The sequence below is a fragment of the Cloacibacillus sp. genome, from assembly GCA_036655895.1.
In the GTDB taxonomy this organism is placed as follows: domain Bacteria; phylum Synergistota; class Synergistia; order Synergistales; family Synergistaceae; genus JAVVPF01.
The window spans coordinates 1-12,979 of record JAVVPF010000003.1 but is presented as its reverse complement, the minus strand read 5'-3'; the positions used below and the strand labels follow the sequence as shown (position 1 = coordinate 12,979).

General features: G+C 55.2%; 11 protein-coding genes. 9 read left to right on the top strand and 2 right to left on the bottom strand.

The annotated features are described in order from the left end of the window. Positions 1-252 (bottom strand): phosphoribosylformylglycinamidine synthase subunit PurS, encoded by a 252-nt coding sequence (purS, locus tag RRY12_01755; protein ID MEG2183379.1) that lies wholly within the window; start codon positions 250-252, stop codon positions 1-3. A gap of 225 nt (positions 253-477) precedes the next feature. On the opposite strand from purS, the gene RRY12_01750 reads away from it, so the two are divergent. The 5 genes from RRY12_01750 (at position 478) to RRY12_01730 (ending at position 5,166) form a co-directional block, all read left to right on the top strand. Then, the gene (locus tag RRY12_01750) at positions 478-1,746 is read left to right on the top strand and encodes an ABC transporter substrate-binding protein (protein MEG2183378.1); all 1,269 of its coding nucleotides are present in this window, start codon (positions 478-480) and stop codon (positions 1,744-1,746) included. A gap of 84 nt (positions 1,747-1,830) precedes the next feature. Then, on the top strand, positions 1,831-2,691 hold the full coding sequence (locus RRY12_01745) for a branched-chain amino acid ABC transporter permease (GenBank protein MEG2183377.1): 861 nt from the start codon (positions 1,831-1,833) through the stop codon (positions 2,689-2,691). A 5-nt stretch (positions 2,692-2,696) separates the two neighbouring features. After that, a complete protein-coding gene (locus RRY12_01740) occupies positions 2,697-3,701 on the top strand; it encodes a branched-chain amino acid ABC transporter permease (GenBank protein ID MEG2183376.1) in 1,005 nt (334 codons plus the stop codon). After that, entirely contained in the window at positions 3,701-4,450 is a 750-nt protein-coding gene (locus tag RRY12_01735; GenBank protein ID MEG2183375.1) for an ABC transporter ATP-binding protein, read from the top strand. Before RRY12_01740 ends, RRY12_01735 begins: the two co-directional genes overlap by 1 nt. Next, complete coding sequence (locus tag RRY12_01730; GenBank protein MEG2183374.1) at positions 4,450-5,166, top strand: ABC transporter ATP-binding protein; 717 nt, start codon at positions 4,450-4,452, stop codon at positions 5,164-5,166. The genes RRY12_01735 and RRY12_01730 overlap by 1 nt, the downstream gene beginning before the upstream one ends. Before the next feature lie 49 nt (positions 5,167-5,215). Here RRY12_01730 and RRY12_01725 read toward each other — a convergent pair whose 3' ends face one another. Next, positions 5,216-5,734: an FmdE family protein gene (locus RRY12_01725; GenBank protein MEG2183373.1), complete on the bottom strand. Its 519-nt coding sequence runs from the start codon at positions 5,732-5,734 to the stop codon at positions 5,216-5,218. A gap of 131 nt (positions 5,735-5,865) precedes the next feature. Between RRY12_01725 and RRY12_01720 the strand changes: the two genes are divergently transcribed. From RRY12_01720 to RRY12_01705, 4 genes are all read left to right on the top strand, one after another. Continuing rightward, positions 5,866-7,044, top strand: coding sequence for a malic enzyme-like NAD(P)-binding protein (locus RRY12_01720; protein ID MEG2183372.1), 1,179 nt, complete (start codon positions 5,866-5,868; stop codon positions 7,042-7,044). Positions 7,045-7,068: 24 nt separating this feature from the next. Then, positions 7,069-8,292, top strand: coding sequence for a diaminopimelate decarboxylase (lysA, locus tag RRY12_01715; protein ID MEG2183371.1), 1,224 nt, complete (start codon positions 7,069-7,071; stop codon positions 8,290-8,292). A 410-nt stretch (positions 8,293-8,702) separates the two neighbouring features. After that, positions 8,703-10,451: a GLUG motif-containing protein gene (locus RRY12_01710; protein ID MEG2183370.1), complete on the top strand. Its 1,749-nt coding sequence runs from the start codon at positions 8,703-8,705 to the stop codon at positions 10,449-10,451. A gap of 94 nt (positions 10,452-10,545) precedes the next feature. Further along, a complete protein-coding gene (locus RRY12_01705; protein ID MEG2183369.1) occupies positions 10,546-12,513 on the top strand; it encodes a hypothetical protein in 1,968 nt (655 codons plus the stop codon). Positions 12,514-12,979: the final 466 nt, after the last annotated feature.

The window sequence follows — 12,979 nt, the reverse complement described above, 5'->3', positions numbered from 1 at the left end:
CTATGCTTCCCGCACCGAAATTTTATAAGTCTCAATCAGGTCGTTCGCCAGAAGGTCCTGGCACATATTCTTCACGGCCTCCGTGGCCGCGTCGGCGCTTTCGGCCTCAAGCTGGAGCGTAACGATGCGCCCCACGCGCACTTCGTTCAGTCCCTTATATCCAAGATGTGCAAGCGTCTTTTCAACGGCCTTGCCCTGAGTGTCCAGAACTCCCTCGCGCGGTGTGATTACGGCCTCTGCATGAAATATCATAGAATAACATCCTCCTTGAGATGTTTATTTGTTTTTAATGCGTGGAATTGTCCACTGTGATACTAAGAATATAATGCTGCTCTTATTAAATGTCAATATAAATAGTGGCTTTGGGATAAGCTGTCGGAAAAGTATATATAAAGAAATTGACTGCAAAATAAAATTTGGCTTATAATGAACACGGAGCCTCTTAGGCTCCTAAAAACAAGGGAGGTAGATGTAATTATGAAACTGAACAAACGCACCATGATCGTCGTTATGCTGGTTCTTTGCACCGCTCTCCTTGCTTCTTCGTCGGCGTTCGCCGTCGAAGAGATCAAGATCGGCGCTTTGTTCCCGCTGACAGGCCCCGCCGCCGTCTCCGGCCAGAACTGCGTCAACTCAGTGCTAGCTGCGGCTGAGGTCATCAACACAAAGAATCCCGGTATAAAAGCGCCGCTTGCCGCAAACGCAGGACTGCTCGGCGGTAAATATGTGATAAAAATAGTCCCGGCCGACCATCAGGGCAAGCCGGACGTCGCGAAATCGGAGGCCGAGCGTCTCTATAATCAGGAAAAAGTCTTTGCGATAATCGGCTGCTACAACAGCGCCGCTACGAAGCCCGCAAGCGCGGTAGCCGAACGTGCGAAGAAAATATTCATGTGCGGCTGTTCAAGCTCCGCCGCCCTCACGGAACGCGGATATAAATATTTCTTCCGCCACGCGCCGACCGACGCGATAGAATCCGTTGAGTTCGTCGACTATATCGACTACCTGAACAAAAATAAAAAGGCCGGCATAAAGACGCTGGGCCTCATCTACGAAAACACGGAATTTGGAAAGCACGCGGCAGACGAGGCGCGCAAGGCGGCTAAAAAGATAAACCTCACCGTCGTAGCCGACGTCCCCTTCAACAACGGCGCCACCAACCTCAACAGCGAAGTGCAGAAGCTGAAGTCAGCCAATCCAGACGCAGTGTTCGGAGCGGCGCTCGGCGGAGACTACTCGCTGTGGGTGCGCACGATGAAACAGGTAAACTGGCTGCCGAAGATAGCCCTCAACTACTGCACCGGATACCAGAACCCCGCCGTGCAGAAAGAACTTGGCGCGGACGGCAACTTCTTCATGGGCGGCATGGGCTACTCGCCGGAGCTTGCAAAAAAATTCATGCCCGAAGCGATAAAGATACAGGACAAATACTACACGCCGAAGAGCAATCAGCCCTTTGACAGCGACTCCATCCAGGAGGCCGTCATGCTGATGGTGCTTGCGCAGGCGATAGAAAAGGCCGGCGCCGTCGACACTGAAAAAGTGCTTAAAGTGCTTCAGACGATGGACTTCCCGTCCGTCATGTCGCTCAGCGGCTCCGTCAAATTCGGCCCCGACGGGCAGAACGTAAAGGCGCTTTCCGTAATCACCCAGCTCGAAAACCAGAGCTACAACACAGTCTTCCCGCTCAAATACAAAGACAAAGAGCCGATCGTGCCGATGGTTCCCTGGAACAAACGCAAGTAACCTTTCATAACATCCTAAAAGTATCACGCAGTCTCTCGGCGGGGCGCTGAAGCTGCCCCGCCATTTTTTGAAGGAGGTCGTTGCATGAGCAATTTTCTGCAAGTCCTTATCGACGGCATATTGAGCGGCCTGCTCTACGCTCTTGTAGCCGCCGGCCTCAGCATGATATGGGGCGTAATGGACGTAATCAATTTTGCGCATGGGGAGTTTCTCATGGTGGCGATGTACATTTGCTACTGGATGGGCTTCATGCTTGGGCTGGACCCAATCTTTACATGGATAGCCTCCGGCATATTCCTCTTTATATTAGGAGGGCTCACCTATAAGTGGGTAATAAAAAGAAGCCTCGGAAAAGCTGCGATGGCGCCGCTGCTTGCCACCTTCGGCCTTTCCATGCTTTTGAAAAACTTTTGCATGAACCGTTTCTCCCCGAACTTCCGTCTGCTCTCCGGCACACTGCTTGACGGCAGGACATTTGAAATAGGAGGCGCAATCGTCTCCGTACCGCAGCTCGTCACCGGGCTGTTTTCGCTGGCCATAATAGGCGCGCTCTATTACCTCATCAAAAAGACGCGGCTCGGCTGGGCGATACAGGCGACGGCGATGGACAAAGAGGCGGCGGAGCTGATGGGCATAGACACTGAAAAAATATACCTGCTCGTCTTCGGCCTCGGTGGAGCATGCGTCGGCATAGCTGGCGGTCTCATGACCACCTACTTGGCCGTCCATCCCGAAGTCGGCAGCCTCTTCAGCCTCATCGCCTTTGTTGTAGTGGCGCTTGGAGGCTTCGGCAGCATCCCCGGCGCGCTCTTTGCCGCGATCCTCATCGGTCTGGTCGAATCCTTCACCGGCTTCTACGTGGCGGCGGTGCTAAAATACGTTGCGGTATTCGCCATCTATCTTCTCGTAATACTTGTGCGCCCCAAAGGGCTCTTTGGGTGGTGACGGCTATGAGCAAAAAAGACAAACTCTGGTACGGCTTCATCATAGCCGCGTTGATACTGCCCTGCATACCGGGCGTCATAGGAGGTTCGTTCTTTGGCCACGTAGCTACGATGATACTGCTCTACGCGGCGATGGCCCAGTCGTGGAACATTATCAGCGGCTACGGCGGCCAGGTCTCCTTCGGACACTCCGTATTCTTCGGCATAGGCGCATACGGCGCGGCGCTTGCCGTCGTCACCTGCAACACACTGCCGTGGTACGGCGCGCCGATTGGGATGCTAGCCGCAGCCGCCGTCTCTATATTTATCAGCTATCCGTGCTTCCGGCTCAAGGGGCACTATTTCGCCATAGCCACCTTCGCCATCGTTGAGATATTCAACCGGCTCTTCATGATATGGGACGCAGTCGGCGGAGCGCTTGGGCTGGACTATCCGATACTGCCCGACGGCTGGCTCAACTTCTCGTGGTCGAACACAAAGACCGGCTATTACCTTGGGGCCCTCGCCATCTTCCTGCTCGTATTCGGCGTCGTGAGATGGATAGAAAAACACCGCTTAGGCTACTATCTGCTCGCGGTGCGCGAGGGACAGGAGACGGCGGAGTCGCTCGGCGTCAACAGCACCTTCGTCAAGCTTGGAGCCATGGCAATATCTGCGGCCTTCGCCGCGCTCTGCGGAGCCTTCTTCGCGCAATACAACTACCGCGTAGACCCGCCGATGGTCATGTCGCTTGACATGTCCATGAAATTTGTGCTCATCACCATACTTGGTGGCATAGGCACCTTCTGGGGGCCGTTCCTTGGAGCGCTCGTCCTCATTCCGCTGCAGGAATACACGAGGGCCTACCTTTCGTTCCTCGGCGCCGGCATGGACCTCATCATCTTCGGCCTCATCATCATCGTCGTCATGATAAAAGAGCCGAAAGGCATCATGGGGCTGCTCGGCTATTTCGTAAAGAAAAAACAGAACGACGAAACGAACGGCCCGGAAGAGAAAGGAGCTGACCGCTGATGGCGCTGCTAGAGGTAAAAGACCTTACAATGAAATTCGGCTCGCTGCAAGCCAACAGCGACGTCTCCTTCAGCGTTGAAAAAGGGACGATAGTCGGCCTTATCGGGCCGAACGGAGCGGGGAAGACGACGCTCTTCAACTGCGTCGCCGGCCTCTACCTGCCGACCTCTGGAAAAATACTATTCAAAAACCAAGACGTGACGGCCCTTCCCGCGCATAAAATGGCGCGGTTGGGGCTGGCGCGCACCTTCCAGGTCGTGCGTCCGCTAAAAGAAATGACCGTATTCGAGAACATCATGGTCGGCGCCTACATGCGCACAGGAGACACCGCAAAGGCGACGGCCGTAGCAAACCGCTGTCTTTCGCTCTGCTTCCTTGAAGAAAACAAAGACCGTCCGGCGGGAGGTCTTACGATAGGCAACAAAAAACGGCTCGAAGTCGCGCGCGCTCTTGCCACAGAACCGGAGCTGCTGCTGCTCGACGAAGCCGTCGCGGGCCTCACCTCAACTGAAGTCAAAGACATGGTCACAGTCATAAAAAGGCTGAAGGAAGAGGGGCTGACCATCCTCATGGTGGAGCACATAATGGAAGCCATAATGCCCATCGCCGACAAAATAGTCGTCCTCGCCAGCGGCAAAAAAATCGCGGAAGGCACGCCGCACGAAGTTGTAAACGACCCCACCGTCATCACCGCCTATTTTGGCGAAAAATACAGCAAAAGGCTCCACCAGCGGAAGGAGGGAGAATGATGGCCGCGGCGATCCTTGAAGTAAATAACATCCGCTGCGCATACGACCAAGTGCCGGTCATCCACGGCCTATCGCTGCACGTAAACGAAGGAGAGATAGTGGCCGTACTTGGCGCAAACGGCGCGGGAAAATCCACCACCATGCGCGCGATAGCGGGGCTGATGCACCCCACCTCCGGCTCCATCACCTTTGACGGTAGGGAGATCACAGCCCTCCCCGCCTTCAAAAGCATAAAAAACGGCTTGAGCTACGTGCCGGAGGGACGCAGGCTCTTTTCAAAGCTCACGGTGCGCGAAAACCTTGAGCTGGGCTCCTTCGCAAGTGGCGACAAAAAAGCCAACGCCGAAAGGCTTGAAGAGATGTTCGAGCTGTTTCCGATACTAAAATCGCGCTGCGACCAGACGGCGGAGACGATGAGCGGCGGCGAACAGCAGATGTGCGCCATCGCGCGCGGCCTCATGTCGCGCCCCAAGCTGCTCATGCTCGACGAACTTTCGCTCGGCCTCCAGCCAAGCCTTGTTGAAAAAGTCTTTGAGACGGTAGTCGAGATAAAAAAGCGCGGCGTCACCATCCTGCTCGTAGAGCAGATGGTACAGGAAGCGCTGGAAATAGCCGACCGAGGCTACGTGCTCCAGACAGGGCGCGTCGTCCACGAAGGAAGCGCGCAGGAACTGCTGAACTCAGACGAAGTAAGAAAAGCCTACATGGGAATGTAAAACAAAAAGCGCGCGGTACTGCTGAAATGAAAGCCCCGCGCGCCTTTGTTTATTTTTTGCAGCAGTCCAGGCATAACATTTTGCCGTTTTTTGCTCTCAGCCACGGTTCAGCGGTTCTTTCGCCGCAGCTGCCGCAGGGAAAAGAGGAATATATTTCTGCCTTCGGTGGACACTCAAAGGCGGGCGTCTTTACTTCAAATATTTCGGACGACGGAGCCTCCATCATAAAACGAAGCTTCTCTTCTTTTGAGGCAAAAGCTCTTTCTTTTAACACAAGCCGGAACGATTTGTTCTGTCTGCGGTCGAAGATGGTGAAAGCCTGTTTGCCACGCAGCCTGAAAATCAGGTTTCCCTTGCCGGCGGTGCAGCCAAGCAGCGCCTGTACAGCATCTACGCCGCAGGCGTCGTTTTCCGCGATGCAGACGATCTCCTCGTCGCAGGAAGGCTCCTCTATTCCCAGCAGCTCCATAGCGCAGAGCGCGGCGCGAAAGCCGATCATGAGGCCGCCGCAGCTGTGCCCATGAAAAGATATACATTTATTATAAAGCTCTTTTTTGTCGGATGTCATAAAAAACCCTCCAAATCCTATATATACGTACAAACAGCTAAATTATAACGGTAAAAAAGAGATTTGGTATTTGCAATAACACCTATAAGGGGGTAAACTTTTTAAATCGTAATTTCGCGGAGGTTTGATTGATGGAAGATATCTATTCACGTTCATTGAAAATGCACAAAGAAATGCAGGGCAAACTCAATGTCGAATGCAGGAAAAATATTGACAGCATGGAGGACCTGGCGCTCGTCTACACGCCGGGCGTAGCGGAGCCATGCCGTGCCATTGAAAAAGATCCAGAGGAACTTTGGAACGTCACAATAAAAAACAACCTGGTCGCCGTCATAACGGACGGCTCCGCCGTGCTCGGGCTGGGAGACATAGGCCCCGCCGCATCGCTGCCGGTCATGGAGGGCAAAAGCTGCCTCTTCAAACGCTTTGCCGGCATCGACTCCATACCGCTTGCCGTCTCCACGCAGGATATCGACGAATTTGTAAACGTCGTCTCAAAAATAGCCGTCTCCTTCGGCGGCATCAACCTAGAAGACATCTCCGCGCCGCGCTGCTTTGAAATTGAAAAAAAATTGCAGCAGCTCCTCGATATCCCCGTCTTTCACGACGACCAGCACGGCACGGCAGTGATAGCGCTTGCCGCCTACAAAAACGCGCTGCGGCTCACAAAACGCTCAATAGAAGATACAGTGCTCGTAATAAACGGCGCGGGTGCCGCCGGAAGCTCCATCGCCAGATACTTTTTATCGGCTGGCGCAAAAAACATAATCATGTGCGACAAAGGCGGCGCGCTCTGCTGCGGCTTCCCCGAAGGGCTTACAGAGGCGCAGATAGAACTGTCGCGCGTCACAAACCCTGAGAAAAGACGCGGCTCGCTTGCCGACGTAATAAAAGGAGCGGACGCCTTCCTTGGAGTCTCCCGCCCTGGCCTGCTCACAGGCGCCATGGTAAAAAGCATGGCAAAAGACCCGATAATCTTCGCAATGGCAAACCCCACCCCAGAGATATTCCCCGACGAAGCGATAGCCGCGGGCGCCGCCGTAGTCGCCACCGGAAGAAGCGACTTCCCCAATCAGGTCAACAACTGCCTCGGCTTCCCCGGCATATTCCGCGGCGCGCTCTCGGTGCGCGCGAAACTGATAAACGAAGAGATGAAGCTCGCGGCCTCGGAAGCGCTCGCCGCGCTCGTCACCGACGCAGAACTTTCAAAAGATTACATCATCCCCTCTGCGCTTGATGAACGCGTCGTTCCCGCCGTCGCGCGCGCCGTAGCAGCAGCCGCGAAAGCGACAAAAGCGGCGAGGCTCTAGCGCCGCGCAGGGAGGAGAATAAAAATGTTCATAAAAGAAGAAGAGGCCCCCGGCCTAATAAGCGAATACGGCACCCCCGTCTACGTCTACAGCGAAGAGATACTGCGCAGCAGATGCAGAGAGATAGCGGACGCCTTCTGCGGCCGCATCGTTCCCAGTTTTTCAATAAAGGCCAACTCAAACATACACCTCTTGAAAATAATCAAAGAAGAGGGCATCACAGCCGACGCAATGTCCCCCGGCGAAATATTTCTGCTTGAAAAAGCGGGCTTCTCCGGCGACGACATATTCTACATAGGAAACAACGTCTCCACAAACGAACTGCGCTACTGCGTAGACCGCGGCATCTTAGTCAGCGTAGACTCAGTATCCCAGCTTGAAAGGCTCGGCAGCATAAACCGCGGAGGCCGCGCCGCCATCCGCTTCAACCCCGGCATAGGCGCGGGACACTGCGACAAAGTCGTAACGGCCGGAGACAAAACGAAATTTGGAGTAGACCCAGCCTTCTGCTGTGAAGTAAAAGAGATACTGGCGAAATACGACATGAAGCTCGTCGGCATAAACCAGCACATAGGCTCGCTCTTTCTTGAGCCGGACGCCTACGTGCGCGCCGCAAAAAGCCTCCTTGCCATGATAGAACAAAACTTCCCCGGCCTCGAATTTATAGACTTCGGCGGCGGCTTCGGCGTCCCCTACAGCCCCGGCGAAAAACGCCTCGACCTTGAGAAACTGCGCGGCGAACTCTTTCCAATCCTCGACGATTTTATAGAACGCTACGACAACAAATTCGTCCACTTCAAATGCGAGCCGGGCCGTTACATCTGCGCCGAATGCGGCCTGCTGCTCGGCACCGTAAACGCGCTGAAAGAAAACCACGGCGAAGGCTACATAGGCACCGACATCGGTTTCAACGTCCTCATGCGCCCCGTGCTCTACGGCTCGCGCCATGAAATGCGCATAATAAAAAACCTAGAAGACCCGGGAGCGCCCGCGCCGTTTTCAAAAGAGACCGCCGTCGTAGTGGGCAACATCTGCGAAAGCGGCGACATCCTTTCAGAAAACGCCGCGCTTGGGCAAGTGCGCGAAGGAGACATGATAGTGGTAGAAAACGCCGGAGCCTACGGCTACTCGATGGCCTCCAACTACAACTGCCGCCTGCGCCCCGCCGAAGTGCTCATCACAGCATCGGGCGAGACGAAACTCATCCGCGCGGCCGACACCTTTGAAAGCCTGGTGCAGAATTTCTAACGGCGCACATTTCGTACAACCGGCCGCGGCCATCCCCCCCCCGGCGCGCCGGCGCGCCGCAGCAAAGAAATAAACCGTCCCCCCGCAAACTTCTCCGCGGGGGGACGGTTCGTCTTTCCGCAATAACGCCTGACCGCCAGGCTGCGGTTGGTTAATTTTTATAATTTTTATTGATTTTATTAAAATTTTATTTTTTATTTCTTGAATATTATTAACAAATACGCTAAAATCAGGATTAATATAAGGCGTGCCAGGTACGCTTTTGTTCCGTTCTTTTATTCCACAGGTTGCGAGCACAGTAAAAAATAATATAGAAAGGAAGCGAAAACATGGCTGGATTTTTTGATCTAGTACGTGCTGGACCGTTGGAGCTATGCAGAACTTTTGTGCATAATGGAGGAGCAAAAAGATTGAATATTTTTGCAGTTGCGGCGCTTATCGCCGTTATCGGGTTTGCTCCGTTTATGATGAAGCGCTCCTTCGCGGCGCAGAACGCCTCAAACTTTACGGTGACGCCAAAAGAAGTGACGATCTTCGCGGCGCGCGAGGCAAGCAGCGGCGTCACATCTGGGGACGCACAGACGATGCGGCTCACAATTTCGGTCTTCCCGGCCGGCGAAGGGCTGACATGGAAATCAGACAATAAGAACTCCGTTACAGTAAACACCTCAGGCGACATCACATCGGTCAAACAGGGCGGTGCAAACATCACCGCGACGCACACTGCCAGCGGCAGTCAAGCGGCCTGCAAAGTCAAGGTCGTCCCCGCGCCTACGACGAACTGGGCCGATGCCGCGGACATATCCTGGCACAATAAAAATAAAACCACCTTCACCATCACAACAGCGCAGCAGCTCGCGGGCATAGCGGTGCTTGTAAACGCCGGCTCGGACGACTTCACGGGCGACACGATAACCCTCACAAACGACATAGACCTCAGTGCGCGCGAATGGACCGCGATAGGAACAGATGCGAAACTTTTCAAGGGCGCCTTCGACGGCGGCGGACACGCGATAACGGGCCTCTACATCAACAAGACGGGCCCTCAGGATAAGAATCAGGGCCTTTTCGGATGTATCGATGCAGCCGGCGCGATAAAGGACCTCCGTCTCTCAGGCTGCGTAGCAGGCGGATTTTCCGTAGGCGGCGTGGCGAGTGATAACGTCGGCGCAGTGACTAACTGCGCGATGACCGGCAGTGTCAAGGGTTCTTCTCAGGTCGGCGGAGTAGTGGGCAGGAACGCCAGCGGCACGGTGAGCAACTGCGCGACGACCGGCAGCGTCACTGGCAGTGGTAATATTGTTGGCGGCGTGGTGGGCTTTAACGATGACTTCGGCACAGTTGTTCGCAACTGCGCGATGACCGGCGGCGTCACTGGCAGTGGTAATATTGTTGGCGGCGTGGTGGCCTGGAACTACCTCGGCACGGTGAGCAACAGCGCGATGACCGGCAGCGTCACGGGTTCTTCTGAGGTGGGCGGCGTGGTTGGCATCAGCGTCGGCACGGTGAGCAACAGCGCGATGACCGGCAGCGTCACGGGTTCTTCTAAGGTCGGCGGCGTAATTGGTTCCAACGTCGGCGGCTTTATGCCGACCAACTGCGGCTGGCTTGCCAGTGCGGCTAATGATGGAATCGGCGAGCCTAAGAGGCCAGCATCAGTTCAAGTCACCTCCTTCGACGCGGCAAACATTCCAGTCACGACCATCCTCTTTGACGACTACGACCTCATGGCCGCTGTCAATACTTCATCGGACATGACGGTGCGCACCTACCCAGGTGCGAGCGCCGCACTTAAAGCGGTCGTTTTTCCTGATATAGCGAAGATAGAAAACTTTGCGATAAGCGGCGATGTAACGGCCGCGTGCGTCACCGGCGCCACGATAGGCAGCGCGGACGTCATGGTTTCCGCCATCGTCGCAAGGGGCGCAAAAAACTACAAAGCCCAGATGCAGGCGCGCCTCACAGTCCTGCCGGAGCCGCCAAAGCCTGCTCCGCCAAAACCCGATCCGCCGCAGCCTGACCCGGCCCCAGCTCCAGCGCCGGATCCAAAGCCAACGCCGGAAAGCGGCAGCTCAGGCGGCTGTTCAGCCGGAGCGGGAGGCATAGCGATGCTTGTTTTGGCGGCGGCCGCGATGCTCGGAAGGAAAGGCAAGCGGTAAACGAACGGCACAATAAACAAAACGATAGATAAACGAAAATTTCCACAGGCCGCGAGCGCGGTAAAAAATAATAATATAGAGAGGAAGCGAAAACATGGCTGGATTTTTTGATCTTGTACGAGCGGGACCGTCTAAGCTGCGCGAAACTTTAGCGTACAAGGGAGAGGGTAAACGATTAAATATTTCTGTGCTTGCGGCGTTTATCGCCGTTATCTCGTTTGCTCCGTTTATGATGGTGAGTTCCTTCGCGGAGCAGGACGCCTCAATACTATCGATGACGCCAAGTGAAGTGACGATCTTCGCGGCGCGCGAAGCAAGCAGCGGCGTCACACCTTCGGACGCTCAGACGATGCGGCTCGCAGCGGCGGCGGGCGACGATCCGAGAATGTGGCCCATACTTTGGCGCTCCTCGGCCGGCGAAGGGCTGACATGGACGTCAGACCATTGGAACGTCGTTACAGTAAACGCCTCAGGCGATATCACGTCGGTCTCGCCGGGCGACGCAACTATAAGTGTACACTTAAGCTACTTATCCGCGGTCTGCAAAGTCAAGGTCGTCCCCGCGCCTACGACGAACTGGGCTGCCTCCGCGGACATATCCTGGCACGACAAGAATAAAACCACCTTCACCATCACAACTGCGCAGCAGCTAGCGGGCGCAGCGGCGCTTGTAAACGCCGGCTCGGACGACTTCAAAGACAAAACAATAATCCTCTCAAACGACATAGACCTCAGCGCGCGCGAATGGACCGCGATAGGAATGCGACTGAAGCCCTTCAAGGGGACTTTCAACGGCGGCGGACACGCGATAACAGGCCTCTACATCAACAAGACGGGCGATTCATCACATCAGGGCCTCTTCGGATATATCGGCCGAGCCGGCGTGGTAAAAAACCTTCGTCTCTCAGGCTGCGTAGCGGGCGGGGCTTCCGTAGGTGGCGTGGCTGGTGATAATGGCGGCGCAGTGGCCAACTGCGCGATGACCGGCAGCGTCACCGGCACTATTAACGTCGGCGGCGTGACGGGCGATAACTTCAACGGCACGGTGACCAACTGCGCGATGACCGGCAGCGTCACCGGCTATATTAACGTTGGCGGTGTGGCGGCCCAGAACCGCGGCACAATTACCAACTGCGCGATGGCCGGCAGCGTTACAGGCGGCAGAGTCGTAGGCGGCGTAGTGGGTAATAACATCAGCCCAGTTCCCAACGGCGCTGTGACCGACAGCGTGATAACCGACAGCGTCGCAGTCGACGCAGTGGGGGATAAGATCAGCATCGTTCCCAACGGCGCTGTGACCAACAGCGTGATGACTAACAGCATTAAGGGCAACGAGTCGGTAGGCGGCGTAGTGGGGAATAACATCAGCTCAGTTCCCAACGGTGCTGTGACCGACAGCGTGATAATCGACAGCGTCGCAGTCGACGCAGTGGGGGATAACATCAGCATCGTTGCCAACGGCACTGTGACCAGCAGCGTGATGATCGGCAGCGTTAATGGCAACGAGGCGGTCGGCGGCGTAGTGGGGCAGAACGGCTTCTCCGCCACGGTTACCAACTGCGGCTGGCTCGCCGACGCGGCTGCAAGCGGTGTCGGAAAAAACGACAATAGGACTGCGTCACCAGGCGTCGCCTCCTTCGACGCGGCCAATATCCCAATCACGACCATCCTATTTGACGATTACGACCTCAAGGCCGTTGTAAATACTTCATCGGACATTACGGTGCGCACCTACCCCAGAGCGAGCTACGCGCTTCAAACAGCCGTCTCCCAGAATATAGCAAAGATAGAAAACTTTGCTATAAGCGGCGACGCAACTGTGGCGCGCGTCACCGGCACCAAGACAGGCAGCGCGGACGTCATGGTTTACGCCTTCGTACCACATGGCGCAAGTTACTACCTAGCCGAAGTGGAGGCGCACATCACAGTCGCGCCGGAGCCCAACCCGGACCCACATCCATGGCTCAACAACCCAGGAACCGGCTGTTCTTCCGGAGCGGGAGGCATAGCTATGCTGGCCTTGGCTGCGGCCGCGATGCTCGGAAGGAAAGGCAAGCGGTAAACGAACGGCGCCAATAAATAAACGATAAAATAACGAACCGTCCCCCCGCAAACTTCTCCGCGGGGGGACGGTTCGTCTTTCCGCTATGATCTTATGTGGGGGCAGGGGGGGCGCCGGATGTCGCGTGAAGGCGTTGACGGAGATTTGCTATCCAGGTCATGCGGCAAAACGAGCCGGCGTTCCTGCGTTTATTTGGCGCGAGACGGTGAAGCTGCGGCGGCGTGGCGGGTTGTTTTTGGGGATTTTTATTACTTTTTTTAAAATTTTGTTTTTATTTTCTTGTTTATTGTCATAAGAGGCGTTACAATAACATAAATATTAGGTGCGCAGGGCGCGCCTTTATTACGTTCTTTTTATTTTCACGGGCCGCATGTGCGGCAAAAACAATTACAGAGAGGGAGCGAAAACGTGACTGGATTCTTTGATCATCTACGTGGGGGACTATCGAAACTGCGCGCAACTTTAG

What these genes read in the sequence shown, in the direction of transcription:
- RRY12_01730 (MEG2183374.1), top strand. Translation starts at nt 4,450, where the DNA reads ATGGCCGCGGCGATCCTTGAAGTAAATAACATCCGCTGCGCATACGAC.
- RRY12_01745 (MEG2183377.1), top strand. Translation starts at nt 1,831, where the DNA reads ATGAGCAATTTTCTGCAAGTCCTTATCGACGGCATATTGAGCGGCCTG.
- RRY12_01705 (MEG2183369.1), top strand. Translation starts at nt 10,546, where the DNA reads ATGGCTGGATTTTTTGATCTTGTACGAGCGGGACCGTCTAAGCTGCGC.
- RRY12_01725 (MEG2183373.1), bottom strand. Translation starts at nt 5,734, where the DNA reads ATGACATCCGACAAAAAAGAGCTTTATAATAAATGTATATCTTTTCAT.
- RRY12_01720 (MEG2183372.1), top strand. Translation starts at nt 5,866, where the DNA reads ATGGAAGATATCTATTCACGTTCATTGAAAATGCACAAAGAAATGCAG.
- RRY12_01740 (MEG2183376.1), top strand. Translation starts at nt 2,697, where the DNA reads ATGAGCAAAAAAGACAAACTCTGGTACGGCTTCATCATAGCCGCGTTG.
- lysA (MEG2183371.1), top strand. Translation starts at nt 7,069, where the DNA reads ATGTTCATAAAAGAAGAAGAGGCCCCCGGCCTAATAAGCGAATACGGC.
- purS (MEG2183379.1), bottom strand. Translation starts at nt 252, where the DNA reads ATGATATTTCATGCAGAGGCCGTAATCACACCGCGCGAGGGAGTTCTG.
- RRY12_01750 (MEG2183378.1), top strand. Translation starts at nt 478, where the DNA reads ATGAAACTGAACAAACGCACCATGATCGTCGTTATGCTGGTTCTTTGC.
- RRY12_01735 (MEG2183375.1), top strand. Translation starts at nt 3,701, where the DNA reads ATGGCGCTGCTAGAGGTAAAAGACCTTACAATGAAATTCGGCTCGCTG.